General features: G+C 53.9%; 23 protein-coding genes. 15 read left to right on the top strand and 8 right to left on the bottom strand.

Annotation, left to right across the window (positions count from 1 at the left end):
• The first annotated feature begins 338 nt into the window (after positions 1–338).
• The 4 genes from folE2 to LA756_RS14640 all read left to right on the top strand — a co-directional run bounded on the left by folE2 (position 339) and on the right by LA756_RS14640 (position 3483).
• A complete protein-coding gene (gene folE2, locus LA756_RS14655) occupies positions 339–1349 on the top strand; it encodes a GTP cyclohydrolase FolE2 (protein ID WP_224435464.1) in 1011 nt (336 codons plus the stop codon).
• A gap of 35 nt (positions 1350–1384) precedes the next feature.
• Positions 1385–2323 carry a sugar phosphate isomerase/epimerase gene (locus tag LA756_RS14650; protein WP_224435463.1) on the top strand — a complete coding sequence of 313 codons (939 nt, stop codon included), beginning with the start codon at positions 1385–1387 and terminating at the stop codon, positions 2321–2323.
• Positions 2320–2667 carry a nucleotide pyrophosphohydrolase gene (locus LA756_RS14645; RefSeq protein ID WP_224435462.1) on the top strand — a complete coding sequence of 116 codons (348 nt, stop codon included), beginning with the start codon at positions 2320–2322 and terminating at the stop codon, positions 2665–2667. Before LA756_RS14650 ends, LA756_RS14645 begins: the two co-directional genes overlap by 4 nt.
• A 603-nt stretch (positions 2668–3270) precedes the next feature.
• Positions 3271–3483 carry a hypothetical protein gene (locus tag LA756_RS14640; RefSeq protein WP_224435461.1) on the top strand — a complete coding sequence of 71 codons (213 nt, stop codon included), beginning with the start codon at positions 3271–3273 and terminating at the stop codon, positions 3481–3483.
• A 253-nt stretch (positions 3484–3736) separates the two neighbouring features.
• On the opposite strand, the gene LA756_RS14635 is transcribed toward LA756_RS14640, so the two are convergent.
• Positions 3737–4897: a right-handed parallel beta-helix repeat-containing protein gene (locus LA756_RS14635; protein WP_224435460.1), complete on the bottom strand. Its 1161-nt coding sequence runs from the start codon at positions 4895–4897 to the stop codon at positions 3737–3739.
• 224 nt (positions 4898–5121) lie between these two features.
• Between LA756_RS14635 and LA756_RS14630 the strand changes: the two genes are divergently transcribed.
• The gene (locus LA756_RS14630) at positions 5122–5430 is read left to right on the top strand and encodes a hypothetical protein (protein WP_224435459.1); all 309 of its coding nucleotides are present in this window, start codon (positions 5122–5124) and stop codon (positions 5428–5430) included.
• Positions 5431–5441: 11 nt separating this feature from the next.
• Here the strand turns inward: LA756_RS14630 and LA756_RS14625 are convergent, their stop codons facing one another.
• Positions 5442–6368 (bottom strand): hypothetical protein, encoded by a 927-nt coding sequence (locus LA756_RS14625; RefSeq protein WP_224435458.1) that lies wholly within the window; start codon positions 6366–6368, stop codon positions 5442–5444.
• A 38-nt stretch (positions 6369–6406) separates the two neighbouring features.
• Here LA756_RS14625 and LA756_RS14620 point away from each other — a divergent pair, with 38 nt between their 5' ends.
• The 3 genes from LA756_RS14620 to LA756_RS14610 all read left to right on the top strand — a co-directional run bounded on the left by LA756_RS14620 (position 6407) and on the right by LA756_RS14610 (position 9270).
• The gene (locus tag LA756_RS14620) at positions 6407–7225 is read left to right on the top strand and encodes a LysE family translocator (RefSeq protein WP_224435457.1); all 819 of its coding nucleotides are present in this window, start codon (positions 6407–6409) and stop codon (positions 7223–7225) included.
• Between the two features lie 571 nt (positions 7226–7796).
• Positions 7797–8753, top strand: a complete 957-nt coding sequence (locus LA756_RS14615) for a DUF1559 domain-containing protein (protein WP_224435456.1) — start codon at positions 7797–7799, stop codon at positions 8751–8753.
• 106 nt (positions 8754–8859) lie between these two features.
• On the top strand, positions 8860–9270 hold the full coding sequence (locus LA756_RS14610) for a hypothetical protein (RefSeq protein ID WP_224435455.1): 411 nt from the start codon (positions 8860–8862) through the stop codon (positions 9268–9270).
• A gap of 127 nt (positions 9271–9397) precedes the next feature.
• Here LA756_RS14610 and LA756_RS14605 read toward each other — a convergent pair whose 3' ends face one another.
• Both LA756_RS14605 and LA756_RS14600 read right to left on the bottom strand, forming a co-directional pair.
• The gene (locus LA756_RS14605; RefSeq protein WP_224435454.1) at positions 9398–9808 is read right to left on the bottom strand and encodes a hypothetical protein; all 411 of its coding nucleotides are present in this window, start codon (positions 9806–9808) and stop codon (positions 9398–9400) included.
• Positions 9809–9906: 98 nt separating this feature from the next.
• A complete protein-coding gene (locus LA756_RS14600) occupies positions 9907–10845 on the bottom strand; it encodes a DUF1559 domain-containing protein (protein WP_224435453.1) in 939 nt (312 codons plus the stop codon).
• Positions 10846–11121: 276 nt separating this feature from the next.
• Between LA756_RS14600 and LA756_RS14595 the strand changes: the two genes are divergently transcribed.
• From LA756_RS14595 to LA756_RS14570, 6 genes are all read left to right on the top strand, one after another.
• On the top strand, positions 11122–11760 hold the full coding sequence (locus tag LA756_RS14595) for a DUF4272 domain-containing protein (RefSeq protein WP_224435452.1): 639 nt from the start codon (positions 11122–11124) through the stop codon (positions 11758–11760).
• 83 nt (positions 11761–11843) lie between these two features.
• Complete coding sequence (locus LA756_RS14590) at positions 11844–12584, top strand: SDR family oxidoreductase (protein ID WP_224435451.1); 741 nt, start codon at positions 11844–11846, stop codon at positions 12582–12584.
• 465 nt (positions 12585–13049) lie between these two features.
• Positions 13050–14033 carry a DUF1559 domain-containing protein gene (locus LA756_RS14585; RefSeq protein ID WP_224435450.1) on the top strand — a complete coding sequence of 328 codons (984 nt, stop codon included), beginning with the start codon at positions 13050–13052 and terminating at the stop codon, positions 14031–14033.
• A 23-nt stretch (positions 14034–14056) separates the two neighbouring features.
• Complete coding sequence (locus LA756_RS14580) at positions 14057–14473, top strand: carboxypeptidase regulatory-like domain-containing protein (RefSeq protein WP_224435449.1); 417 nt, start codon at positions 14057–14059, stop codon at positions 14471–14473.
• Between the two features lie 124 nt (positions 14474–14597).
• Positions 14598–15011, top strand: a complete 414-nt coding sequence (locus LA756_RS14575) for a hypothetical protein (RefSeq protein WP_224435448.1) — start codon at positions 14598–14600, stop codon at positions 15009–15011.
• Positions 15012–15602: 591 nt separating this feature from the next.
• A complete protein-coding gene (locus tag LA756_RS14570) occupies positions 15603–16616 on the top strand; it encodes a DUF1559 domain-containing protein (protein ID WP_224435447.1) in 1014 nt (337 codons plus the stop codon).
• Between the two features lie 151 nt (positions 16617–16767).
• On the opposite strand, the gene LA756_RS14565 is transcribed toward LA756_RS14570, so the two are convergent.
• The 3 genes from LA756_RS14565 to LA756_RS14555 form a co-directional block, all read right to left on the bottom strand.
• Positions 16768–18669, bottom strand: a complete 1902-nt coding sequence (locus LA756_RS14565; RefSeq protein ID WP_224435446.1) for a M48 family metalloprotease — start codon at positions 18667–18669, stop codon at positions 16768–16770.
• A gap of 82 nt (positions 18670–18751) precedes the next feature.
• Complete coding sequence (locus LA756_RS14560) at positions 18752–20689, bottom strand: hypothetical protein (RefSeq protein WP_224435445.1); 1938 nt, start codon at positions 20687–20689, stop codon at positions 18752–18754.
• A 410-nt stretch (positions 20690–21099) separates the two neighbouring features.
• A complete protein-coding gene (locus LA756_RS14555) occupies positions 21100–23265 on the bottom strand; it encodes a glutamine synthetase III (protein WP_369123653.1) in 2166 nt (721 codons plus the stop codon).
• Positions 23266–23854: 589 nt separating this feature from the next.
• On the opposite strand from LA756_RS14555, the gene LA756_RS14550 reads away from it, so the two are divergent.
• Positions 23855–25516: a tetratricopeptide repeat protein gene (locus LA756_RS14550; RefSeq protein WP_224435443.1), complete on the top strand. Its 1662-nt coding sequence runs from the start codon at positions 23855–23857 to the stop codon at positions 25514–25516.
• Positions 25517–25530: 14 nt separating this feature from the next.
• Here the strand turns inward: LA756_RS14550 and LA756_RS14545 are convergent, their stop codons facing one another.
• Positions 25531–26730: an FAD-dependent monooxygenase gene (locus LA756_RS14545; RefSeq protein WP_224435442.1), complete on the bottom strand. Its 1200-nt coding sequence runs from the start codon at positions 26728–26730 to the stop codon at positions 25531–25533.
• Positions 26731–26789 lie beyond the last annotated feature (59 nt).

Genomic DNA, 26789 nt, shown 5'->3' with positions numbered 1-26789 from the left:
TGAGTTATCGACACAACACGTCATCGGCTGTCGTCGGAATCATTGAGCCGAAGCGTCTCTCGCGAAACAATGATTCGTGGAAGGCGGGATATTCCTTAGTGTACTCAGTTTGTCCCCGTCTGGGCAGTCACAGCTGTCTGTAACTCAAGAGTGCCGTTGGCATCTCAAGACGTGGCGCGTGGGATCGACTATGATAAAGCGTTGCATTTGGTTTGATTCCGCATCGCCGCCAAAGATTCACCGGACTAGAAAATAGCGGTTGCCCCCATGCGAAATTGCCGGTCTAGCCTCTGGCAAAATCCGACCGCACTAAAATACCCTCCGCCAAGGAAACCTTGATGTCTACTGACTCGCCTTTGTCTTCGCAACCTGCTTCGGCTACGCCGTTGGCATCGGAAGCGACTCGACCTTTGGCTATGGACACCTCGCCTCGTTTGCTTCCCGACGTCGCTAACGACACCGCTCCGCAGTTTCAATCGGCCATCGATCGTGTCGGTATGTCGGGCATCGAAGTCGCCATCGTCGTACGTGGTGAAGACGACATCATGATGCGAACGCCGGCCAAAGTGGATGCCTACGTCAGCTTGGACGATCCCGCGACCAAGGGCATTCATATGTCGCGGTTGTACTTGAGCTTGCAAAACGAGCTGCACACCGAGTTTTCGCGAAAGCAGATCGAACGTATCCTCGGCCGCTTTCTGGAAACGCACAACGAGATGAGCAAGTCGGCCTACTTGCAGTTTTCGTTCGAGCACATGATTCAGCGGGCCTCGCTTTTGTCCGACAATACCGCCTGGCGAAGCTATCCGGTTCAAGTCGAAGCGTTGCAGCAGGGGGATCAAGTTAAGTATCGCGTTCATGTTCGGCTGACCTATTCCAGCGCGTGCCCATGCTCGGCTGCACTGTCGCGTCAGCTTTTGCAGCAGCAGTTTGAAGAACAGTTCTACGGCCACAACTGGCTTAGCGCTTCGACGGTCCTCAACTGGCTTGGCTCGAACAACACCCTGATTGCTGTTCCGCACAGTCAGCGAAGCCACGCTGATATCACCGTCGACTTGGACGACTCGCGTGACGATCTGCCAATCGACGAGATCATCCAGCGTGTCGAGGGTGTCCTGAATACGGCAGTGCAAGCCGCGGTGAAGCGAGCCGACGAACAAGAGTTTGCCCGACTCAATGGCGAGAACTTGATGTTCTGTGAAGATGCCGCTCGCCGCATGAAGTCGGCTATCGACCCGATGCCTGGCGTGATTGACTACCGCGTTCAAGCAAGCCATTTCGAGAGCCTTCACCCGCACGATGCCGTGGCAATCGTTGTCAAAGGCATCCCCGGCGGCATGGTTCCGTAGTCTCTGTTTTTGCACACTCATTGGCTTCCAAGTCCATGCTTAGTCGTCGAACATTTCATCAACAAGCTGCCGCCCTGGCAGCTTGTTCTTTGTTGGCAGGCCCAACGTCGCTGGTGGAAGCTGCCCGGCAACATGGGATCGAGATCGCAACGCAGCAGTATCCCTGGGGCACGTTTTATCGCCGCAGCGGGAAGGCTCTCGGCAATCTCGATCTTCTTCTGGGCGAGATCCAAAGTTGTGGTTTGACTGGATATGAACCAATCGCCAACTCGCCGCAGCAGATCAAGCAAATAGCGAAAGCCGCGCGTCAGCGGGAACTCAAAATCGATTCGTTGTACGTCAACAGTACGCTGCACGATTCGGATCAGACAGCGGCAAGCATTCAAACAGTTGTCGATATTGCCACCGCGGCGAAAGAGGCTTGCGGAACGCAGATCATCGTGACCAATCCGAGCCCAATTCAATGGGGCGGGGCACAAGATAAATCGGACGAGCAGCTGCGAACGCAAGCCAAAGCATTCGATCAGCTGGGGGCCCGACTGCGAAAGAACGGCCAGCAGTTGGCCTATCACAATCACGATGCGGAACTGCGGCAAGGTGCCCGCGAACTGCATCACATGTTGGCGTCGACCGACCCCGCAAATGTTCGGTTTTGTTTGGATGCCCATTGGATCTTTCGTGGTTGTGGGAATTCTGAAGTGGCTGTCTGGGACGTCGTTCGGCTTTACAAAAATCGCATTGTCGAACTGCATTTACGGCAGTCGCACGATGGCGTTTGGGACGAAGCTTTTGGCGACGGCGACATCGATTACACGCAACTTGCCGACATGCTTTCCGATTTAAAAACACCTCCGCTGCTTGTGCTGGAACAAGCGGTCGAAGGGAAAACTCCCCAGACTCAATCCGCGGTCGAGGCCCACACACTCGGTCGTGCGTATGCTCAAAAAACCTTTGCGAAACTGGCGGCCAAGTGACTGACGAAAACGATGCTTTGACCCTGCGTGCCGCTCAAGAGGAAGTCGATCGTTGGATTCAAACGATTGGCGTTCGGTACTTCTCCGAGCTGACGAACTTGGCTCAGTTGGTCGAGGAAGTCGGCGAGGTCGCTCGCATCATTTCTCGCACCTATGGAGAGCAAAGTTTCAAGGCTTCCGACAAGAAGGTTGAGCTCTCCGACGAACTGGCCGACGTGTTGTTTGTGGTGATCTGCCTGGCCAATCAAACGGGAGTCGATCTGACCGAAGCGATGCGTCGCAACTTGGAAAAGAAGACTAAGCGTGACGCGACTCGGCATCAGGAAAACGAAAAGCTGCGATAGACCCCGCGGCCAATCCCCATGGAATCGGAAAAGTGTCCGCGGGGCAATTTTTATTTTTGAGGTCTCGCTTGTACCGCAATCAGGCACAACGCCCTCTGAGATCCGCTGCCTGCCCAGCTCCCTGTTTGGCGCAAGGGTAGACAAGCTTGGACAAGAACTCGTCAATAAATGGTGGATACTTGGACAATAAAAGCGTAAAATGATTCTTTAGCGAAAACGATCTTCGTGTTTCTGAGTTCCTCAAAAGTTTTTTGCCGATTTTGGCGTTTCCATCGCCGGCCGAATCTTCTGAAAATCGCTTGACACTTGGACAACTCAGTCGATGCTCATTCCGCCCTGCAGGACACCCAATTGGGGATCCATTCTTTTGGGGTACTGGTAATTGCCTGTGAAAAATGGTACGATACTGGATGCTGTGGAAAAACTGGCGCATTTCTGTAAGTAGCACGAAGCTGTTTCAGCGGGCGTTTTCTTTTTCAAATCGATGATCGCACGAGCCATCGTCTCGATCATTCGCCACACAGCTCCAACGGCTTTATGGAGAAAGTCGCCAATTTGATAGCAGGAGGCTGAGCTCTTCGAATTCCTACATAGGAGCTTCCCATGCTGACCGAAGGCGAAAAGAAAGTCCTCAGAACATTCCGCCAATACTTGATGGATCCAGGCCGAATGCTCTGCTTCACTGGCCCGATGCTCGCGACCCACAGCAAATCTCTCACCAAGCTGGTCAAGCGGGATTACCTGGTTCCTGAATCGTTCAAAGGCGCTTACAGCCTGACGAACGCTGGTTTTCAAGCGATGCGATCTTGTAAATAACGATCTCCAATTTGGATCGTTTACCATATCCGGGTGTCGGGATGACTTCCAAACCAAGTCGACCCGGCACCCGTTTTTTTATCTGCTCTACCGACAGCCAACCGCCACCATCAATCCGCATACCCGGGTCAAGTGGCACGGAAGCCACTTGTCTCTTACAAGCATCGCTTCGGATGAAATGTCGCTTCGTTTGACGGAACGAATGCTCTGAGCGACGGGAATGCTTAAGCCTGGTTCGCACGCGGCGAATGTGTTAATTCATTTCACCTGGTGGTGCGTCTTTCGTTTCTGACGTAACGATCGTGTTCTCTTCAGGCTCGGGGCCGCTGCCAGGTTGCAGATACCACGTTCTTGTCTTCGGTCCATTGATAAGCAGATTGTGACGAACGGTTACCTGCGAGGGGCACTTGAATTGAGTCCCGCCGGCGGTGACCAGAATGAGGTTCGTCTTGTTGTCGTTGGCTCGCGCATCGACGACATTGTCCGCGATGGTCACATTCGTTGAATCGCTTAGCACCATCACGACGCCGTTGGTCTGACGACTCGAACCATGCACGATCGTGTTGCCGGTAAGGGAGATATTGTTGGAGCGATCCTCGACATGCAACGCTTCGCTGCCGTAGTTACGAATGTCGCAGCGTTCGACTTTGCTGTCGGCAACGTTGGCAAAGCCGACCGCGAAACCTGCCCCTGGTGTTTGGCAGCGATTGTCGCGAAACGTGCAGTCTCGAACGATGATGTTTCGCATCTTCCCTTTGGGCGAATTGAACTCGAGATCGGAGGCTCGGTTTTGCTCGAACGTGCTATGCTCGACAAGAACATCCTCGACGGTGCCGGTGGCGTCATTCGTCTGGAACAGCCCGAACGAACAACCGCGGATAGCAATACGGTTCAGCTTCAAATCCTTCAACGTACCGAATCCAACTTGCATCGCATGGCAGTAGGTGCCGGGAAATTGATCGGCGTTGCCCACGATCTCGACGTCGCGGAACGTAATGTTTTCCAGCGTGCCGAACATCGGCAACAACACCGCGGGAAACGCCTCGACGCGTTCGATCGTCAGCCCGGCAAGCGTAACGTCGCTGCTTAGCTTGAACAGATTGCGAAACTTCTTTTCCGTTCCCGTCGTCGCGAGAAGCAGGCGAGTCTGCCCCCCTTGGCCCAGGAGCGTGATCCCGGAAGGAACGGTCAAAGGGCTTTCGGTCAGTTCGATACGATACGCGCCGGCCGGAAGCACCAACGTGTCGCCAGGTTCAAGCTTGTCAAACGCTTTCCTCAGTGCCGCACGATTGTCCGTTTTGCCATCGGCGACCGCTCCAATCGATGGATCCGTAAAGAAGTATTCCCCAGCCGCTGCCGCCTGAGAAAGGAAAGTAAACGTGCCGAGCAACAGGAGCAAACGGAAAGTCATCATCGAATAGCGGCGATCGTAAGAGGGGCAGGGAAGGGGCGCGAAGGAAGCGTTATTCTGATTAAGTCGACCGCAAGCGTCAATTATTCGGGAGGCTCACTAAGCCACGCCCGCAATCGCGTTTCATCCTGCAAGCGAAAGCGACTGGTGTTGGCGTGGAGCGTGAGTTGCTGTTGGTTTTCGGTCACGACGAAAGTGATTGGGTTGCGGCCTGATTGGATGGTGACTTGCGTGACGATGGCATCAGGTTTGATTGGGGTGGGGCTGATCCGACTCGCCGAGTCGAGGCTTGCCAGGAACGCTCGGGCATCGGTTTCGGTAAGGTCGATTCGCTGGCCAGCAGCGGTTGTTATGGACAGATTAAAGATCCGCGCCGTTTGCAACTGCTTAAGATCGACTACATCAAGCGGTTGGGTTCTCGAACTAAAGCAGCCGACAACGCAACACAGCAGGAGCCCGGCGATGGTGCCCCTGGAAAGTCTTACTCGAAGGGCATGGGCTGCCACGTAACGGAAGGCCTGCATTTCAAGTGGTGAAGTGGAGTTGCCTACGGATGCTTTGGCAGATCGGTCATGTCGACGACTCGTGTTCCCGTCGGAAGAAGAAGAGTAAGGTTTTCGTCGGTTGGGGGATCGCGAAGTTCGTGAGAGGTCAGCGTAAGCGTTGTTGTGGGGCCGATCTTCTCGGTGGGAAGTTTTGAAACGTCTCCCTTAGCGAATTGCCGCATGTCGACTTTCGAGACCAGCCAGGCGTCTCGCGATTCGATTCGCTGGTAGCTGATTTTCGTGTGCCACAGGATCGAGCCGTCGACATGGTAGAGGATCGACTCGACCGGTAAGAGGTCGACTTTCGGATCGAAGCGAATCCAAAAACGGTTTGGGCCGTCGTACTCCGCTTCGATTTGCTGCAGTTCGCCCTCAGGCGAAACTTGCTGGGTCAAGCGGAACTCCGGCAGCAAGCTGAGAAACGGTTGGCGAATGTCGAACATGCAAGCTTCGCGGGGATCCAGCGGAAGCATGCCTGCCATCTGATCGGGGCGGCGGACGGCAAGCGTTTTGTTCCAGGATTGCCATTGGTCGTAATGCTGGCCGTCAAACAGGAGCCGCGTCCTAGGGTCTTTTTCGCCAAGCTCTTTACTTTCGTAGCGGTACTTCTCGCCGAGGTAAGCCACGGAAATTGCGTGTTCGGTTTTCGGCCGCATTGTCATGATGAACTGGGCACCATCCGGCGTGTCATGCTTGATCGTTTTCTCTTTGTCGACTCTCGGGTCCAAGTTCAGCGAGTCGTATTGGGCTTCGACCATGCCCAGTCGATCGTGATTCTGAACCCACGCGGCTTTCACTTGCTCGCGGAGCGACGCTGACCGATCGGCTGTCTCTTGAGCCATCGCGAAACTTGTCAGCGTGCCTGGCACGACGATACTGGCCAAGAAGATACCGAGAGCACGACGAGATAACATGGCAACGGAACGCATAGGTTTCTCCTGATCCATGCAGAAAACCGATCGGCGAAATGAGAGACACACTGCGAATCTTAAACCTGCGGTTTACCGGGTGTCAAAACAATCTGACTCGGAAGAATGGTTATCAGCAGTGGTCGGGGCTCGACCCGAAATGGGATCGTGCTAGGCTGAACCGTTCGCCGCAGGTTGTGTCCTGCCCGGAATACGTTGCCATGAAAGGATGGGCCGAGATGCCACCGATCGAATCGCTTCCCTATTTTCTGCTGGCCATGCTGGTGATCAGTATGACGCCGGGACCTGATATGTTGGGCATCTTGAGTTACGGAATTGCTCGGGGGCGTCAGGCCGGCATGGGGTTCGCTTTTGGAGTCGGGCTGGGGACCCTCTTTCACACCGTATTAGCGGTTGTCGGAATCTCGGCTGTGGTGGCGACATCGCCATGGGCGTTTCGTTTTATTCTTTACGCAGGTGCGTCGTACTTAATTTACCTCGGCACCAAAGCGCTCATGAGCCGCAGTAGCGTCGATGAATTCGCGATCGATGACAAGCCGGCACGGCAAAGCTTTGGCGAAGCCTGCTTGCGAGGCTTTGTGTGCAACGCATTGAATCCGAAAGTCGGCCTCTTCTTTCTGGCGTTTCTGCCGCAGTTTATCGACGCCGGCCGGCCAGCATGGTCGCAGCTGCTGGTGCTGGGGATCGTCTTCTGGCTTTGGACGACGCTCAGTTACTCGCTGCTGGGGTATTACTGCGGCGTGGTCGGGCAATGGATTCGCGGCCATGCATCGACTGGTCGTTGGATCGACCGCGTGACCGGCACACTGTTTGTCGGTCTCGGGCTACATCTGATCTTTACCGGGCAGAAGTCTTAATCTCGACCCATTTCGGTACAGCAAGCGAAATATGCAATTTCGCTTATGGGAAATAACACCACTTTATGGTTGTTCGGAACCATCGCTTGTAAGTGGTCAATAAATGGCCTACTCCAAAAGCAGTGGGTGTGCTGGCTAGAAAGTACTAGTCGTGCCGTTGTATCTTCCTGCGCATGTAGCCCGGTGGCAGGGTAAATGTGAAAAAACACGCAGAAAAATATTGCAATGCCTACCGGGCATCGGTATGCTTCGAAAACTTCGCGAATGTCACGTGAAATCTTGACGAAGCGAATCTCGGAACGGAGAAACGGCCATCATGCAAACGCTGCAAAGCCTATTGAGAGGCAGGCTTGGCAGCGAAGTTCCCTCGGCAATATGTGATGTGGACAAGATTTGTTCGCGTAGCTGTACAGAGGGGTAATCGAGCAGCTTGGTCGAAGGTGTGTTGCCAATGCGTAAAGGGAGAGAATCTTACACAGGGTGAATGGTTTCACTGTGTAAAGGATCTTCTTGTTCGCTTGGGAATCGCCTCGTTTTCATCTTTCTTTTCTTCGGTTCGTTGGAGATTCCTATGACCGTGACGAGAGTGCGTAGGACTGGCTTTACGCTGGTCGAATTGTTGGTGGTGATTGCCATCATTGGCGTTCTGATCGCTTTGCTGTTGCCGGCCGTGCAACAGGCTCGCGAGGCCGCACGGCGGATGCAGTGCACCAATCACTTGAAGCAGATTGGTTTGGCGTTCCACAACTATCACGACATCTACGGCAAGTTCAGCTGTGGGGCTCGCGGTATGGACGATTGGTCGTTGAAGAATGGTTCCAACTGGCGGACCGCCATCTTGCCGATGCTCGAGCAAGGAAACATCTACGACCAGCTCGACTTCAGTGGTAGCTTCGCGGGCAACAGCTATGCCGGCAACGAAGTGCTGAAAGACCTGGTGGTGGATGGCTTCCTTTGTCCATCAAGCACGCTGCCAGAGATTGATACTTCGGTGGGGAACAATACCTGGGGCATGTGCCATCACTACGTTGGCTTGCAAGGAGCGGCGCCGACGGTGCCGGGCAACGTGGGCGGCTACCACGACTGCAAACATGGTTGGTCGTGTAACAATGGTTTGCTTTCTCCGAACGAGTATCGCAGCTTTCGTGATGCGACCGATGGTTCGTCGAATACGTTGTTGATTGCCGAACAGTCGGGACTGACGAACAATCTGAACCGCACTGCGAATTACTACGGCGGTTGGCACGGCGCACGAAACTACGGCCATGTCGGCAACTCGACGGAAGGATGTAGCGACTTGTGGCAGTCTGGAACGACGTGCGTTCGTTTCGCGATTAACTCGGACATCATACAAGTGGGTGCCACCGATACGACTTATCGCAACAACACCATTCTGAATTCGTTCCATCCTGGCGGGATCAATGCGATGTGCTTGGACGGCAGTGTGCACTTCATTCCTGAGACGATCGACTTCGACATGCTGAAGCGGCTGGCGGTTCGTAGCGATGGACAGACGGTTGAATTCTAGTTGCGTTGAAGTTCTTTGTTTCAAGCGCTACGTCGCGCGGTAGCGGTAACCTGTCGCGACGTAACGCTTGTGTCTTAAGCCCCACAGACACAGGAAAGTAAAGTTAATGAATCGAGTCTTATGGACCCTATGCGCGGTCGCGGCCGTTGCATTGGGAAGCACAGGCTGCAACAACGGACCCGGCTACCCTGTCGGGCAAGTCGAGGGAACGTTGCTGCTGAAAGGAAAGCCAGTGAATGACAACGTCGAACTCTTTTTGATGAATCATCAAACAGGCTTTGCCTACAAAGCGAAGGTCGGCGAAGCAGGAGCTTTTAAAGTGGAAGAGCCAGTGCGTGTGGGCGACTATGTGGCCTACGTGCAGCCGGCGGTTGATGTGAATCTCGATATGGACGGAGCACCCACTCCGGTCACAGCCGTTGCTAAAATTCCTAGGAAGTACACCAACGACGTAGGAAGCGACTTAAAGATCAGTGTCGCGGAAGGAGAAAACGTCGTCGAGTTTGACATGAAGTAATCGGCAGCGTCCGGTTACTTCGCAGCGAAAAGGCCAGGGCTCATGGTGCGAGGCGAGTCCTGGCCTTTCGTATGCGCGGTGTCGATCTGAAACGTTATGCGAGCAATGCTCGTTAGGATCCGGTGTCTTACTTCTTCAGATCGAAGTTGATTTTGTTCTCGCCTTCTTGCACGTTGGCAGTCAGTCCGGATTGGGCTTCAGAACTGTAGCGAGACGGAATCAGCGGGCGAACAGGGTGCTCTGGGCCGAGATCTTCCACGGCGCTGATCATCACGCGGTACGATCCGATAGGAACGTTCTTGCCGTACTCTTTCGTTTCGACGTGATAGGTCCCATCTGGCTGGATGGTCCCTTGGGCGTACGGCATTCCTTCTTTCTCAGGAATCAACATGATGGTTCCTGTGGGAAGCGGCTTGTCCTTGTAGGTGACGTTCCCGATGACTTGGCCTGAAGGGGGGCCTCCAGGACCGCAGCCGATGGTCACCGTGCAGGCAAAAACGAAAAGAAGCAATGCAATGGAATGTTTCGTCACGAGCATAGATCTCTTGGGGATATGTATCGAAAGCAGATTGCGGTACCACCGCCGCGAAAGCTGACGATGGCACCGCTTCATCTTCTGACTGTTTAGCTGTCGGTTTAGTTATCAGCGATCACTTCGCCGTTGCTACGTGTAGCCATGCTCTTCAGCAGGCCCAGTGGCATCGTTTCGGTGAGAAAGCTGACGCTACCGTCGCCCATCAGGAACATGGCGCCGCCTGGGTGTTCGCTGGTGTACGGCGTCGTAGAGGTGATGAAGTCGCCGGTGTAGTTGATGGGGTAGTTGACCGTTTTGTGGTCGATCGTCAGCCACGATCCGGTGTACTCGAAGTAGCCAAACACCCATGGCTTAATACCACCCCAGCCGGTAGCCATGTTGGAGGTAAGCCAATCACGCGACTTCGAGGTTTCGCCAAGCAGGATTGTGTTGGTCGTACCGTCGGTGATGTCACGGAAGCCGATTTTGCTGCCAGGATACATGATGCCGGAGCGGCTGTGATAGCGACTTGAATCGCCGCTGCTGGTATCGAGATCGACGTCGTACGAGCCTGAGTTTGCGCGGTAGTGGAGCGAGCCTTGCTGCTGGGCGTTGGGGAAGTTGCCGCCTGGTGGGTGATCGGAGGCTAGTTCACCAATGGCCGACGAAGGGCACGTAATGCCAGGCACGGCGCCGAAGATAGGGTTGTCGGTATCGTGGTTACGGTAAGGGCTACGTGCGGTGAGATAGTGCGGATGCAGCGCCTTCATCGCTTCCAGGCGGGTGCCTTGCTCGATGAAAGGGAAGATGCGAGGAACCCAGCCGAGTGCGTACTGGATGCCGTTGTCGCGAATATGGATCGGGCCAAGCGGAAAGCTTTGGTAGGTATCGTGATAGTTGTGAAAAGCGAGACCCAGTTGTTTCTGGTTGTTGCTGCATTGCATTCGGCGAGCAGCTTCGCGGGCCTGTTGCACGGCCGGCAGTAACAGGGCAATCAATACGCCAATGATGGCGATCACAACTAAGAGCTCGACAAGCGTGAAACCGGAACGTTGTTTCATAAGAAGTAGAACCAATAAAAAGGTTGTTCGTGGCGCAATTTCCGATAAGGAGGCTGCCGACGATCAAGCGTAGTCAGCCTAGTGTCATCCGCCATGACACTTCTGATGATACCACGTGGCATCACAAATGCAAGCTTTTTGCGTTTCGGATTGACTTTTGCGCAAGCGAGAGATTGTCGCGTAGTATTTGAGAGAATTGCCTGATAGCATTCTTTTTTCGCTATGTAACGGTTATGCTGGCACGTTTTCTCAGATTGAAACAGACGGAACGATTCGATGGATACTGAGGCGATACGGAAGAAAAGCCTGTCGAAGGCTAAGAAGCTGGGCTATCCGATTAACGCAGAGCTGCCGCTGCTGGGCGACCTTTCGATTAAGCGAACGCCGGAAGAGTTCCTCGATCGGATGCTTTGCCTTTACACGTGTGTTGCTTGCTCGTTTGGGTTTCCGAAGCAACTCGGCTGGTCTTGGTTGGCCCAGGAAGGGCTCCTTGAGAAAGTGACCGAAGAGGAATCGCTGTTTCTGCGAAACAAGGATGACGCACCACTGGACAAGTTCGCCCCGCATGTCGAAACCGTCTGGGCGATGACTTGGGTTGGCCAAATTCAAGATACGCTTGAGTTCGATCAAACGTGCACCAACGACATGGTGACATTCTTCCCGAACTTGAAAGCTTCGGCATCGAGCGAAGCGTTTCGCAGTAAGTGTCAACTTCGTACCGCGGAAGAGATCGCGCCGAAGCTGGATCTGGCTTACTGCATTCATTGGGCAATCCAGCACGAGACGGCCAACAACTTGGAGCTGCCCAAGAAGCCAAAGCGTCTGCGGCCGTATATCATTATCAACCGGCGGCATGCCCTCGAGTGGCTCTTTTGCGATGAGCCATGGGCGGAAGTCCCGATGGATATCGACTAGCCGCCGCGGCCAGGCAATCTACGTTCAATGCGGCGAATGGCCAATGCAGCGTCACGAACCTCACCGGAAGGAAGGCATCTCTTATGCGCAAGTTGGAAGGTAAAACGGCAATCGTCACTGGCGGCTCTCGCGGCATTGGAGCCAATATCTGCGAATGTCTTGCCGCGGCAGGTGCCCAGGTCGTCGTGAATTATGCCCACAACGAACAAGCGGCCGCCGAAGTGGTCGAGCGAATCGAGGCCAGCGGAGGTATCGCGGTTGCGGTTCAAGCGGACGTTTCCAGTTCGGCCGATGTTGCTCGGCTGTTCGATGCGGCGGAAGAGAAGTTCGGCAAAGTCGATGTTCTGGTCAACAATGCCGGGATTGTTCATTACAAGACGATCGAAGAGACGACCGACGAAGAGTTCGCCAAGCTGATGGCCACGAACGTCAGCGGCGTCTTCTATGGGATGCGTGAGGCTTCTCGGCGGTTGGCCGATGGTGGTAGGATCATTTCGATCTCGTCGTCAGCGGCACGCATGTTTCTGCCAACATATGGTCCTTACTGTGCGACCAAGGGAGCGATCGAACAACTCTCGCGAAGCCTGGCGAAAGAGTTGGGGACGCGCGGCATCACGTCGAATATCGTTTCGCCAGGCCCAACGGCAACGGAACTATTCCTGGGAAACAATGACCAGGAAAAGATCGAACGCATGTCCAATCTGGCCGCCCTTGGCAGACTTGGCGAACCAGAAGATATGGGCCCCGTCATTGTCTTTCTGGCCAGCAGCGACGGAGGCTGGATCACCGGTCAGGTCCTCCCTGTAAACGGTGGGACCGCTTAGTAAAGAGTGACTAGGGGGCGATGTCGTAAAACCGCAATGGAGCGAATCCTTCCCATGGTGGTGTTCGGACACTAGGAAGAAGGGATTCGCCGTGCTAAGAGGCTAGAGCCCCTTCTTTGAGGAGTCTGGCGTGCCGCTATCACGGGATAGCAAGGGGTTTAAGCATTGGCGTGACATATCTGCGCACTTTCAGTGCAGCTTTTCAACGCCTGACGCGCGTGGGCAAAGGGTGATACTGAAAAAACAGTATCTGTTTCATTTTAATGGCAGATACATCTCCTGGGATGGCGATTTAGGGAATGCAATGTCCCTGTGCGGTGTTGGTGCGGCAAACTTCATTGAGGATTGAGGTGCTGGCAAAGGGATTTGGAACAAGATTTGATCAGTAACAGTCCGTAACCTGGAAAGGGAGATTCCCTTCCATTACGACTTCCTCCTTTATCCCTTCCTCTGGAGATGTTGCTGATGTCTGTTCCTTTCCGATCGCGTCGCGGATTCACGCTTGTGGAACTGCTGGTGGTGATCGCCATCATTGGTGTTCTGATTGCTCTTTTGCTTCCGGCGGTCCAGCAAGCGCGTGAAGCGGCTCGGCGGATGCAATGCACCAACCACCTCAAGCAGCTTGGCTTGGCGATCCACAACTATCACGACACCTACGGCAAGTTGCCGTACAACGCGGTGCCGCAGCTAGGCAGCGTGGGGGATCGGCAGCGTGGCCCTTCGTGGTTCGTCCGCATGCTTCCTTTCATGGAACAGAATGCCGCTTACGATCAATTTGAATTCGCAGGCGACTGGACGATGCAGGATGGGCCAAGTCCCAATGCTGCGATTCTGGGCCAGCTGCGCGTGCCTGGCTTCAATTGCCCATCGAGTCCACTGCCTGAAGTCGAAACGCAGTCGACCAACGCCAACGGCAGTGTTGATTTGCAAGTGGCCAACTATGTCGGCATTACCGGTTCTTACTTTCAAGGAGGCACCACGAGTGTGGTATCGACTTCGCCCCAAGACAGCAGCTACGGCGATGCGGTTTATAACGGGATGATCGTTCCGATCAATTCCAAGAGTCGCGCGATTGGCTTGGAAGCTGTGACCGACGGTACCAGTAACACGATGATGGTCAGCGAGCAAAGCGACTACTTTTATAACGCGTCGGGAACCAAGATCGCTCGCCGAAGTTCCGGGCATGCCGGTCGCACTTGGGGCAACGGCGGTGGTGCTGGAACGTGGACGTCCAACGTCACCACGGTGCGATACGCCATTGCTACCGAAGGTGGGACTGGTAACGCCGCGAACTATAACGTCAACGTCGCATTGATCTCGGCCCATCCAGGCGGCGTGAACTTGGCGTTAGGGGATGCAAGCGTCCGTTTTCTGGCGGAAACGATCGACTTTGCCATTCTGACCGGACTTGCGGATCGCCAAGATGGCGCGGTCCTGGGTGAATTCTAATTCCATTGAGAAACGGCTTGAGAATGTTGATGAAACGATGGCAACTTCATGTTGGTTTGGCCCTCGTATTGGCGATGCTGACAGTCGGTTGTGCTCAGGAAGATTACGGTGACTTAGGAAAAGTGACCGGTAAAGTTACCCTCGACGGATCGCCCTACGCAGACGCGATTGTTACGTTCGCGCCTGAGGGTGGTCGACCGTCCAAGGGTGCCACCAACGCAGACGGCAGTTACGAGCTGACCTACATCCGCGCCACGAAAGGTGCCGAGCCGGGGGATCATGTTGTTTCCATTGAAACACAAGCTCCCACGCAAGCAGATGACTATCGTGGACCGGCATTCAAAGATCCGATTCCGATGAGGTACAACCGGCGAAGTGAATTGAAGCGAACGGTTGTGCAAGGAGAGAATACGTTCGATTTCGATTTGAAGTCTAAATAATTCGCCACTCGGAAACGAACAACAGAGAAGAGACGTCTTGTCCGTCCTGGGCAAGGCGTCTTTTTCTTTCTTGTCGTTAACCGATAGGATGGAGCAACTCAATTCGACCGAGCAAGGAATGCTGATGATTCAGGAACAAGAACCACTGCCAGATGTCCCCGAGCCGGACCAACCATATCGCCGGCCTGTCGAAACGATGTCGCGTCCCCAAGTCGAAGCGGAGCTTCGTGACTTGTTCGGCGGGGCTGTCATGTATTTGCTGATCCCCATCTTTTTAATCGCGCTGAGCACAACAACGCTGGTGACCACGCCGATCTTTGTGAGAGTCTTGCCGGCCGTGGCGATTATCTTTGTTGGCTACTGGGTTCTGCAGAAGGCCTACGTCCCGATGCTGGAAGCGGACCCTAAAATGGCACTTTTCTATCTGCGCATGGTCTCGCGGCTGGGGGGCGGCATTATGAGTACTCCTCATAGTCGAGTCGTCGAACTTTGCAAGCGACGAGAGGATTTGAGCCATGCCGAGGGGCCTGAGGCGTAAAGGATTGAAGGGCGCTCGATCTACCGTTATCCGTGCTAGCTAATCTGTTACCTGTTTAAACGGGTATTGGGCGAATTGGGTCACTTTGTATCCCCACCAATGGCAATGAAAGGGGGTTTGTCAACGGGGGTGAAATTTGCGTTAAAAGGCAAATAGCTTCGATAGCGGTGCTAGGCTTCTTTTTTCGACAAAGTTTACCAAGAACGTGCAAGAAGAATTTAGTCGAGAAGTAGGAGAAAATGTTCGCAAGGGAACTCAGTTGAACTGCTTTCTGCCATGCGATTGAATAAAGTGGGGATCTTGTCCTTTAAGGGGGGTGTCCCCGTGTCAGGGAAATTAGTTTTTTTTAGTTGGCTGATTGCCCCTCGTGAATATCAGTTTCTGGAGTATAAAGAATCACGCAGCGCTTTTCATGCAGTCAGATTCCTCATCAATCGATCTGCTTTTACGCTGGGTTAACTGACCAATAGAGGCACGGAGAACGCCATTCTCCGGGGTCGGAAAACCGGTTCTCGCTCGATGATTCAGCGGGGGCTCGTCCATCTAGTTCTAATTTCTTGTAGATCTCTGGGAACAGAGAAGGAGACTTACGTGACTCATTCTTGGAATGCCCGCCGGGGTTTTACCTTGGTGGAACTGCTTGTTGTGATTGCCATCATTGGCGTGCTGATCGCACTGCTTCTTCCGGCGGTCCAGCAGGCTCGTGAAGCCGCTCGTCGTATCCAGTGTACCAACCACTTGAAGCAGGTTGGCCTGGCAATGCACAACTACCACGACACTTACATCAGCAAGCTGCCATTCAACGGCGGTACCACGCAGATGCAATCCCCAGCCCCTTCGTTCTGGGTTCGTCTGTTGCCATTCATGGAACAAAGTGCTGCTTTTGATCAGCTGAACTTCAACAACATTGCTACTGGTGCTTACCTGACCAATAACATTGGCACCTCGTCGGCTCCTGGTACACTCGCCATACTGAATGTTGATGGCCTGTTGTGCCCATCGAGCCCACTGCCAGAAACGGCTGACGCTTATCCGAAGTATCAGTTCACCAGCTATGTTGGTATCGCGGGTACTTGGGGTCAGGTCAATCAGGCTGACGGTTCGATCGCAGCGATCAACTCCAGCAACTTCCAGAACTACAACGGTGTTGTGATCAACATTGGTAACGGTGCCAGCGCTATCGGTCTGGGTAGCATCACCGACGGTACCAGCAACACGATGATGGTCAGCGAAGTCAGCAACTACTACTACGACGAGTACAACAACAATACCCGTCAGGCCGCGACTCTTCGCCCAACGGTTGGTACTGCTGTTGCCAACGGTGGTGCTTGGGCTACGCCAACAAGCGTTGCCAAGACGGCTGACATCGGTTTCCAGAACATTGTTGGTATTCGTTACCCAATCAACAAGTTCAACAGCAACACTCTGACCGACGACGGTAAGGCTATGGGCGGCGTCAACATGCCACTCACCTCGCCACACCCAGGCGGCGTGCTTTGCAGCTTGGCCGATGGTTCGGTCCGTTTCCTGGCTGAAACCATCAACCAGGCAACGCTGGTCAACTTGGCTTCTCGCCAAGACGGTCAGGTTCTGGGCGAATTCTAATCGCTCGGTTTCATCTGAAACAACGAAGCGAGGGTGTCGATCGGCACCCTCGCTTTTTTTATGCGCGGCTTGGAAAGACGAAGCTAGGGATAGAGCGGTCGCTCGATGGAGAACTTCCCAATGGTCCAGGCCGGTAGGTTGGAAGAAGAGCCTATTCTATCGAGAACGTATCGCCCGGCTGTTGGATGATCTCCGGCTGATTGAGGCTTTGTTGATAGGCGATCGCTGTGGCGGCTCTGGCGTAGTACAGCTCGACAGCGCCCAGTAACTCTTGCTGATCGCTTTGCTGTTTGGGAAGAGGGATCTTGATGGTCTGCTTCTTGCCGTCGCGACGGATGACGATGTCGAGCCTGGCTCCCCAGTCGTTCTCGACCGACATGCTTTCGACTTCGCGGAAGTAAAGTGGTTGATCCCAGTCTTCGTAGGTGATCTTCTCGTAATCGAAATGAACGAGTCGATCTTTGGCGGCCATTCGCTGGATGGCAGGGAAGAACTTCTCGACTAGTTCCTGCTCGGTCTCGTTCGAGGGGATATAGCGATAGGCGAGGACTTGTTCGTGGAACTGGCGGAACTGCTCTTCGTAATGTTCCCATTGGGAACGTTCGAGGTGTTCGGCGCCATCGATTTTCTCGAACCAAGGGCCGAGCGTATCGTCGAATAAAGCGTTACGCATCGCGTCGGGCGAAGGGTGAAACCCGAGTGCCTCGAGCCGCTGCTGAAGGGGAGGGTGCGTATCAAAGGGATGTACGGTGGCCAGTTCGCCGACGTCTCGTTTGTCGACAAACGCGCTGGCGAAGTTGGCAAAGCCACCTTCAATGCGTTCGGACAAGTTGATTTCTTCGTGGGCCTGTTCGGCGTCGAAGATCTCTTGTTCCAGTTCGTTTCGATATTGGGAATAGGCGGTGATGCGAAGTAGAGCGTGCGCCATCGACTCAGGCGATGTTTGCTCGGATGCGAGTCGATCCGCACGGAACTCACGCTTACGGCTAAGGCTGCCGAGTGACAATTCGTACAACGCACGGAACATTACTGCATAGTAGAACACCGGCAACGAAAGACCACCCTCGTACAGACCTTGCAGGTAATGACCGTAGCGAGAGAGCAGGGGAGAGATCTTCTGTGTGTAAAGGGTGTCGTTGCCGCTGAAGTGAGCCAGTTCGTGCAGCAGGACGGCATCTGCTTCGCGGTGGGGTAAACGCTTGAGAAGCGATAGGCTAACGAACAGCGTGCGTCCTGTCAGCGTTTGTAGCTCTTCGCTTTCTTTCACTTTTAATTTGACAGGCATCTGGGTGACGAAGAAGTTGTCGTCGATGCCAGCGATCACATGATCTGGCGGAGCCGTCTCCATCGCAACGCTGAGACGTTCCAGATCTTCCCACAGCACTGGAGCCATGTCACGGGTAACGTTTTCGCCTTCAATGACAAACTCATCGTCAACCTTCTTGAAGATCGCAGCGAGTACCGCACCCACGGCACAAATGCCCAGCAGCCCGATGATGAAGAGCAATTTGATGCTGTAGAAACTGAAGAAGAAGGCAGGCACCCAAAACGATAGGGAGAAGACCAACAGTGCCTGAGCGATGACTTCCAACGTGCAAAAGATCCGCAGCGTATGCCAGCCAACAAGTAGGCTGTAATACTGCATCCATTGCGATCGCATGGAAAGAATGACGGCGATCCCAGTCAGGAAAAACGCTCCTACGCCAGCAAGGATGCAGAACCACGCAATGCGGATCGCCCAAATCAGCGAGAGATTGTAGTAGAGATACTCCGTGGCGAGGCCGTCCCGGAATGCCACCACGTTGGGATCGTTGCTCACCATCAACCACGACAGCGGCGTGCTCTTCACATTGGCGATGCTGTCGGCTTTCTCTTGGGGTGTCAGCTGTGCGCTCGCTTGAATGTCCGCAATCGCCATCTCCATGAATTCCTGATCGTACGTATGCTGAACGTACTCATAGAACGCGAGCGATGCGATTGGAATCAAGAAGAGTGCAAGTGCCGGGTAGACGTACGTTTTAGCGAAGCCGAGGCTGGAAACATCTTGCTGCATAGCGATCGTCACTCACAAGCAGAAGGAGAGGAAGAAGAATCAGGCTGCAGTATGGGGGATGGCCAGCGGCAAGGCAAGCAAATCAGACGAAGACAGAATCTTCCACCATTTGCCATAGCGAATCTTCTTTTTGGGGTGGTTTCGATTTCTGGTACTCCACCGCCGCATCGGAACGGTTGGAGTAGGAGGTGATAATATGCTTCAGCTGGTCTTGGTGGACAGGATCCAAGCTGATCGGCAGGACGACCGACATGTTTTTCTGGTTGCGCCGGAACGAGATTTTTAGCGTCGGGTTCTGGCCGAATCGGTCCAGGGCCAAGTGGTACAGTTCATGGTAGTAGATCGGCTTTTCCCATGCTTCGTAGATCAGCTTCTCGCAGTCGTAGTACAACCGTTGATCGTCTCGAACAACCAGTTCTCCAGGCGGGAAATACGATTCGACAAATTCCCATTCTTCCCGGGTCTTCGGCAAGTAACGGAAGAGTAGTGCATGGCGATGGTTTTCGACGAAGTTCGATTCGTGGGAAGACCATAGTTCAGCTTCCATCGACGCCGCGTCGGCAACGAGGTTCCATGCCGGTTCGGGAACCAGGTTCCTAATGGCGGCTCGAAGCATACCGTCTTCCGTGGTTGTGCCTAACACAGCCAACTTGCTTTGAAGGGAAGGATAAGGAAGCTCTGAATGTTTTCCTTCTTCGGGTAAGTTCGGCGGAAAATCTAAGAGATGCCATTCCAAATAGCGAGCGTAGTGCTCTTCCATTAGTCTTTTAATTTCCGCACATTCCAGTGGGTGTTCATGCTGGAAGTACGTGCTTTCAATGTCGTGCATGAGATCGTACAAAGCGAATGATCGTACGATCGTTTCAGCCGCGATGCTGGATGAGGTAAAAGTGGCCGATGTCTTGTCCGCATCAAGTCTTAGTTGGCGACCATGCTTGGCGTTGGCAGGGTTAAGTGCTCTGCGGAGGAAGGCTCCATAGTAGTAAATAGGGCGGAGGAAAATGTTGTTCTCTAGGCCAAGCATGAAGTCTTCAAAGTGATCGTTTTGTTCATAGATTTTAAAGTAAATCTGTGGAGAGCCCTGGCGGAAGAAGTGCAAGTTAGCCGCGATGATCGCCGTCAATTGCTCTTCGTTGAGGTAATTCAAGAGAGCGAAGTTCAAGTAGAGAGTGCGACCCCGGAGTGTATGTTGTCGGCCGTCAGGTTGATACAAAACGAACGAGGTATTCAAGCTGTGCGCAGGTTGTGAGACGCCCAGGATGATGTGGTTCGGAACGGGGATCTCCATCCGCTTGCACAGTGTTTGCACAAGTTCCCATAGCTGTGGTGCGTCCTGAACTGAGGTGAGTATTCCCGTGATCCCCGGAAGTTGCCGCGATGGCTTGAACAATGCAATTAACGCGGCGACGACAGGAATTCCGGCAAACATTGGGAGCAGGACCATCGTGAGAACGACACTTTTTTGCACGCTGCCAACATCGACATCCAGCGCGAACATGCTGAACATGAAAAATACCATGACGGCAACGGTCGACTGTAAAAGGTAAGAGGCGACTCCGAAGAGTCGTACGAGCGAGAAGCCGATATCGAGCCCTGAGTGATAGGTCTGCGGGGACCGTTTGGCGTACTTGCTAATGAGCCAGATGGTGCCGTGCATGACGAAGGGAAGCAAGAGGCCTGTCCAGCAAAGATAGATTCCCCATCGGACTGCAAGAAAGTATTTTTGATCTTCTTTAGGAACTGCGTTACGAAGTGGTGTCCACTTTGGATCAGATGAGCTGAGTGCGGTTGAGAGAGATGCTGACTCCAGCAAGGCAATGGTCTCATCTTGTTGCTGGGGTGAAAGGCTCTCGTTCTGAGTGATTTGTTCTCGCGCGAGTTGGCTAACGTCATGATTCATCTTCCACTGAACGCCATAAAAAATGGCCAGGCAGATAATCGGAATGACGCAAAGCAGTGACGTGCAAAACACATAGGCGAATACAAAAAAGGATTTCGAGTTCGTATGTGGATTGGCCATAGGACGCTTTCGGCGGAATGGAAGGGAGTGATTAGAAATTCGAGTCGAGTGAGAACGTCAATTCTGAGACAAGAAATTAGGCTCAAAGCTGGATCGGCGAACGTCCGTGCGAAACCAAGTTTGCAGTTAAGATTCGATGTTCGGGTAGCGTCCCATGGATGCGGCAAGAAAGCACGCACCAAGTGGCATGCGACAAATTGGCCTAGGCGGGGCGTTACTTGCGGGGCGGACGGCAACCCCTATTGGGAGTATATGCTCTGTTTCGGCGAGAGGTCGAATCTTGCACGAATTGGGCAAGATGACTTAAGAGAGGGGCGTGTTATGTCAGCGCATGAAAAAAGCGGGCCGAGATGTAAAGTCTCGGTCCGCTTTCTAGGGAAAGATTGACTTGTTGGAATGCGTCAAACCGCTTAGCGGATGAAGAGCATTTCCTGGTAGGTCGGCAGCGGCCACAGGTCGTCAGCGACGTAGCCTTCCAGTTCGTCGGCGTACTTACGAACATCGTTCATCGCCGGCAGAACTTCGTAGCAAGCAGCTTTGGCGTGAGCCTTGGCACAATCGCCTTCTTCGGCCTTTTCAGCAGCAGCTTCCAGAGCCGTGATGCTATCCTGCAGCGACTTGACGAGGCTGGTAACTTTGTCCAGCGTGTTCTTGTCGAAGTCGTAGCCGAGAGCTTGAAGGTTGGCACACGTTGCAGCCAGCTCGTTTTGATAACGAATCGCAGCTGGGAAGATCATCGTGCGAGCCATCTCGATGGTGAGATTGGTTTCGACTTTGATGCTCAAGCAGTACTGTTCCAAGTACGTCTCCATGCGGCTTTCCAGCTCGCGTTCCGAGAGAACGTTGTACTTGGTGAACAGTTCTTTGACTTCGTCCTTTTCCAGGAACGGCAAAGCATCGGCGGTGGTCTTCAGGTTCAGAAGGCCACGCTTTTCTGCTTCGGCGTGCCATTCGTCGGAATAGCCATCGCCGTTGAAGATGATGGTGCCGTGCTCGTTCATGATTTCGGACATGAGCTTCGTCAGGGCAGCGTTCAACTTCGACGAGTCGCCGCCGGTCGCTTCTTCCAGCTTCGTCGCACAGTAGTCCAGCGATTCAGCAACGATGGTGTTCATTGCGACCAGTGGGCCAGCGATCGACTGATTGGAACCGACTGCACGGAACTCGAAGCGGTTGCCGGTGAAAGCGAACGGGCTGGTACGGTTACGGTCGCCAGCGTCTTTTGGCAGAGGCGGAAGAACATCGGCACCAATTTCCAGCGTACCCTTTGGAATGGAGCTGCTGGCACCGCCACCTTTGATCTGTTCGAAGACGTCCGTCAGTTGGTCGCCCAGGAAGATCGAGATGATCGCTGGAGGAGCTTCGTTGGCACCGAGACGGTGGTCGTTGGAAGCCGAAGCAACAACGGCACGCAGCAGGCCTTGGAACTTGTGCACGGCACGAATAACGGCTGCACAGAAGACCAGGAACTGAGCGTTTTCGTGTGGCGTGTCGCCTGGATCGAGCAAGTTGCCCTGCGAGGAGCTGCCCATCGACCAGTTGACGTGCTTACCGCTACCGTTGACGCCAGCGAAAGGCTTTTCGTGGGTCAAGCAAGCCATGCCGTATTTCTCGGCGACTTTGCGGAGCGTGATCATGATCAGCTGCTGATGGTCGGTTGCCACGTTGGCGAACTCAAACATCGGAGCGATTTCGTACTGACCAGGTGCGACTTCGTTGTGACGCGTTTTAACTGGGATGCCCAGCTTGAACAGTTCTCGTTCGCTTTCGAGCATGAAAGCCAGAACGCGATCTGGAATCGCACCGAAGTAGTGGTCGTCGAATTCCTGGCCCTTAGGAGGTGCAGCACCGAACAAAGTACGGCCGGCGTTGAGCAGGTCTGGGCGAGCAAAGAAGAAGTTTCGATCGACGAGGAAGTATTCCTGTTCAGGACCAGCGGTGGAGCTGACCATGGCACCGTCGGTGTGACCGAACAGCGTCAGAATACGTTGAGCTTGCTTGTTCAAAGCTTGCATCGAACGCAAGACAGGCGTCTTCTTATCGAGAGCTTCCCCGGTCCACGAAACAAACGCCGTTGGAATGCACAGCGTGGTTCCGTTCGGGTTTTCCATGATGTAAGCAGGGCTGGTAACGTCCCAAGCGGTGTAACCACGCGCTTCAAACGTTTGGCGGATACCGCCCGATGGGAAGCTGGAGCCGTCCGGTTCGCCTTGGATCAGCTGCGATCCGCTGAATTCAGCGATGGCGCTGCCGTTGCCGTCAGGGCTCAGAAAGCTGTCGTGCTTTTCGGCGGTGCTTCCGGTCAGCGGGTAGAAGACGTGGGCGTAGTGGGTGGCACCCTTTTCAATGGCCCAATCTTTCATTGCCGAGGCGACATAGTCGGCGACCGTCGTGTCGAGCTTTTCGCCCGTTTCGATCGTCTTCATCAGCGTCTTGAAGATCGGCTTGGGGAGACGGTCCTTCATGACCGATTTGCCGAAGACGTTCGAGCTGAACAGCTCTTGCGTAGGCGTCTCCAAGAAGTTCATGGCAGGGGCGGAGGGCTTGTAGTTGGTAACCGCAGCAATCGCAGCCATTCGTGCCGTGCCGCCAGCGTACCCGCTACCGTTGCCTGTGGTAGTTGTTCCGTTGGAACCCGCCTTACCTTTCGATACCGTACTCACTAGTGTGTGACCTCCAAAGCCTAGCGCGAACGGTAACCCCCAAAAGGGATCGTCGTCACGCTTTTCGTTGTTGAAATTCCCTTACGATCTTTCGTTTCGCGATCCCTGCGAAAGCTTGGTGCGGACAGTTAGCAACTACCGTGCCGCGTCGTCAGAAGACGTAAAATCCCTAGGAAATGACCCCAGAAGGGGCATCCTCTGCGCGCAAAATGAGCGTGACCTGCATAGAAATGTAGCAAAAAAGACTTGCCGAGGCCTGTTTTTTAAACTTTGCAAAAAGGGTGCCGGTAGCACTTGCGAGGGAGACCATTTTTTGCCCACCTTATCCAGGGGAGAGGTTTCTCGTTTGATAAAGCTAAACGACAGGCCGAACATTTCTATCACTGAAAGCTCTTATTCAGTGGCCACAATCGCTAAACTTAAAGCGCCCAGAATTCAAAGGGAAGTAGGCAATTCCGTCAAATGGCGGAAGGGGCGAAACTATCTCGGAGGATCATGACTGATGAGAACGTTTTTCCTGCCATTTCATGTCTTGGGGGTGGCGCTGGCCATTTTGGTGCTGCATTGCAGCTCCGTTTGGGCTGAGAAGCCTGAGACGCAGGTTCCGCTATTTGCTGGCCTGGGAGATCACACTTGGAAGATTTCGACGGACAATGCCCAAGCGCAAGCCTACTTCGATCAGGGGCTCGCTTTCATGTATGGCTTCAATCATGACGAAGCGATTCGTAGTTTTCACGAAGCGGCGAGGCTCGACCCGAAGAGCCCGATGCCGTGGTGGGCGATTTCGTTAGCCAACGGCCCCAATATCAACTATCCCTTGCTTGACGAGAAACATGCTCCTCTGGCATGGGAAGCTCTGCAGGAGGCCAAACGGCGAGTAGAAAACGGCTCGGCGCTAGAGAAAGACTTAATCGCGGCATTGGATAAGCGCTATGCCGACCCGCCTCCTGTCGATCGCAAGGCGCTCGATCAGGCATTTGCCCAGGCGATGCGTAGTGTGTGGGAGAAGTATCCGAATGAGCCAGACGTAGGGGCGTTGTATGCCGAAAGCTTGATGGACCTTTGGCCGTGGGACTTATGGCAAAAAGCAGGAGCGGCAAATCCAGATACAAGAGAAGTGATGCAGACGCTGGAGACAGTGTTACAGCAAGCTCCTCTTCACCCCCTGGCGCTGCATCTATACATTCACACGCTGGAAGCGTCAGGAGAAGTTGCGAAAGCGGCAGACGAAGCAGATCGACTTCGCGACTTACAGCCCGGCTTGGGGCATATGGTTCATATGCCGAGTCACATCGATGTTCGTCTAGGGCAGTGGCGAAAAGCGATCGAGGCTAACGAAAAAGCGATTGCCGCAGATACGGCGTATAAGGAACAGTCGCCGGAGCAGGATTTCTTTCGCATCTACATGGCCCACAATCGACATATGCTGGCTTTTGCCGCCATGATGATTGGGCAAGAGAAAGTCGCGACAGATCAGATCAACGCCATGTTAGAGGAAATGCCTCCGGCGTGGGTGAAAGCGAATGCTCCTTTCGTCGACGGGATGCATAGTATGCCGTACGAAATGCATATTCGGTTTGGGCGCTGGGATGAAATTCTTGAAATGCCGGAACCGCCGGATCATTTCCCGATCACACGTGCACTGCATTATTACGCTCGGGGTGTGGCATTCGCAGCTAAAAAAGACAAGCGGGCCGGGGTCGAACTTTGCATCTTTATGGCCGAAGCAGGTAAAGTGCCTGAAGAAGCCTTCTTTGCTCAAAACCGGGCTCATACGATTTTCGAGATCGCTCAAAATATGCTCGAAGGCGAGATCCTTTATCGAGAGGGACGAACGGATGATGCGGTTGCTAAGTTAGAAGAAGCTGTCCGCATTGAAGATACGCTTCGCTACACAGAACCGCCCGATTGGATCCAGCCGGTGCGACATGCACTGGCGGCTACGCTGATGGATGCCAAGCGTTACAAAGCGGCAGAAAAAGTGTTGCGGCGTGATCTTGAAATTCACCCGCACAACGGCTGGGCACTTCATGACTTGGCCCGAAGCCTACGAATGCAAGGCAAACTTGACGAAGCGGAGAAGGTTCAAGCTGAGTTCGAGGTGGCCTGGAAAGATGCCGATGTTCAGATGAGTTCGGCATGTATGTGTCTGCCGGCCCAGTAGAAAGAGCCGGCGAGTTATCTTTTGCCGCGTTTGCCGTCACGTCGGCGAGCGCTTCGGCTCTCTTGAGGTGGAGATTCTTCAGGCTCCGAGTGCAGCAGCGGAACAGGGTGATCCAAACCACTAACCGTCTTAAGCATGGTCTCGCGAACACTTTTCCAACGCAGCATTTTCGGGGCGAGTAAGTTGCGAAGCGTTCGTTTGATGAACGACTCCGCTTTGACGTAGCCCGTGATGGTTCGAATGCGGCTTACGATCGCGTTGTCGATTGGCCATCGCTGTTGGTGGTATAACGCAAGTTCGTCCCGCTTGGCCAACTCGGCAAAAACCCAGGCATCTTCGATTCCAAGGTTCATCCCTCTGGCGCCGACGGGGGAATGCAGGTGAGCCGCATCGCCAGCAAAGTAAACTTTGCCAACGTTCATCGACTCGACCAGGCGATGGGCGATATGAAAGGACGAGTTCCAAAGCGATTCGCCGACAGGCGTAGACTCGGTTAGCTGTGAAAGCGGTTCCGGGTAGTTGCCGATCACTCGCCACACGGTCGGTTCGCCCGGTTTTTCTTCTCCGGTGAAGACGGGAAGCATGAACAGAAAGCCATCGTCTTGAAGCTTGATGTGAGCACGATCCGGAGCGAAATCGGTGGCAAGTGGAATATCGTCCAATACCCAAGCCCGGTCGTAGGTATCGCCAGGGAAGGGAACGTGGACGGACTTACGGGCAATGCTATGCGCGCCGTCGGTTGCCAATATCCAAGGGGCCTCGATGGTTTCGTTGGCTTGTGTTTCAACATGTACCAAATTGGCTTGCCCTTCAGCCAGATTCGGTGATTCAACAAGCTCTAAACTGCGCTCAATCTCGATGCCTCGCTCGGCAAGATCCTCTCGCAAGACTCGTTCCGTGCTCGCTTGAGATAACGCGAGCATGAAGGGAAAGCGATGCTCGATTTCCTCGAAATCAATCTCGGCGATAACGCGGCCGTTGCGATGGATGGTGGCTCCGTGGATCTTGCGGCCCAAAGCCAGCAATTTATCGGTCAAACCACTCTTTTCCAGCAACTCGAGAGTTCTCGGGTTGATCGCGAGAGCCTTGGAGTACCGGGATGGTTCGGCGCGTTTATCAACGATTCGCGGAACGATATCGTAACGCGAAAGTAGGGCGGCGGCAGCCATTCCGACCGGCCCGGCACCAATGATTAAAGGTGGTGAATGCGTCATGCAGTGTGATTAAGGGGAGGAGATTTCGTCGATTCGGCGAAAACCTATACCCATCACCC

It is taken from the genome of Bremerella sp. TYQ1, from assembly GCF_020150455.1.
Taxonomy (GTDB): Bacteria; Planctomycetota; Planctomycetia; order Pirellulales; family Pirellulaceae; genus Bremerella; species Bremerella volcania_A.
The sequence above is the reverse complement of the archived record's forward strand: the minus strand, read 5'-3'. Positions and strand labels throughout refer to the sequence as shown.

Coding starts and splice junctions, on each gene's coding strand:
- folE2 (WP_224435464.1), top strand. CDS start 339: ATGTCTACTGACTCGCCTTTGTCTTCGCAACCTGCTTCGGCTACGCCG.
- LA756_RS14650 (WP_224435463.1), top strand. CDS start 1,385: ATGCTTAGTCGTCGAACATTTCATCAACAAGCTGCCGCCCTGGCAGCT.
- LA756_RS14640 (WP_224435461.1), top strand. CDS start 3,271: ATGCTGACCGAAGGCGAAAAGAAAGTCCTCAGAACATTCCGCCAATAC.
- LA756_RS14635 (WP_224435460.1), bottom strand. CDS start 4,897: ATGATGACTTTCCGTTTGCTCCTGTTGCTCGGCACGTTTACTTTCCTT.
- LA756_RS14625 (WP_224435458.1), bottom strand. CDS start 6,368: ATGCGTTCCGTTGCCATGTTATCTCGTCGTGCTCTCGGTATCTTCTTG.
- LA756_RS14620 (WP_224435457.1), top strand. CDS start 6,407: ATGAGAGACACACTGCGAATCTTAAACCTGCGGTTTACCGGGTGTCAA.
- LA756_RS14615 (WP_224435456.1), top strand. CDS start 7,797: ATGACCGTGACGAGAGTGCGTAGGACTGGCTTTACGCTGGTCGAATTG.
- LA756_RS14610 (WP_224435455.1), top strand. CDS start 8,860: ATGAATCGAGTCTTATGGACCCTATGCGCGGTCGCGGCCGTTGCATTG.
- LA756_RS14605 (WP_224435454.1), bottom strand. CDS start 9,808: ATGCTCGTGACGAAACATTCCATTGCATTGCTTCTTTTCGTTTTTGCC.
- LA756_RS14600 (WP_224435453.1), bottom strand. CDS start 10,845: ATGAAACAACGTTCCGGTTTCACGCTTGTCGAGCTCTTAGTTGTGATC.
- LA756_RS14595 (WP_224435452.1), top strand. CDS start 11,122: ATGGATACTGAGGCGATACGGAAGAAAAGCCTGTCGAAGGCTAAGAAG.
- LA756_RS14590 (WP_224435451.1), top strand. CDS start 11,844: ATGCGCAAGTTGGAAGGTAAAACGGCAATCGTCACTGGCGGCTCTCGC.
- LA756_RS14585 (WP_224435450.1), top strand. CDS start 13,050: ATGTCTGTTCCTTTCCGATCGCGTCGCGGATTCACGCTTGTGGAACTG.
- LA756_RS14580 (WP_224435449.1), top strand. CDS start 14,057: ATGTTGATGAAACGATGGCAACTTCATGTTGGTTTGGCCCTCGTATTG.
- LA756_RS14575 (WP_224435448.1), top strand. CDS start 14,598: ATGATTCAGGAACAAGAACCACTGCCAGATGTCCCCGAGCCGGACCAA.
- LA756_RS14565 (WP_224435446.1), bottom strand. CDS start 18,669: ATGCAGCAAGATGTTTCCAGCCTCGGCTTCGCTAAAACGTACGTCTAC.
- LA756_RS14560 (WP_224435445.1), bottom strand. CDS start 20,689: ATGGCCAATCCACATACGAACTCGAAATCCTTTTTTGTATTCGCCTAT.
- LA756_RS14555 (WP_369123653.1), bottom strand. CDS start 23,265: ATGGCTGCGATTGCTGCGGTTACCAACTACAAGCCCTCCGCCCCTGCC.
- LA756_RS14550 (WP_224435443.1), top strand. CDS start 23,855: ATGAGAACGTTTTTCCTGCCATTTCATGTCTTGGGGGTGGCGCTGGCC.
- LA756_RS14545 (WP_224435442.1), bottom strand. CDS start 26,730: ATGACGCATTCACCACCTTTAATCATTGGTGCCGGGCCGGTCGGAATG.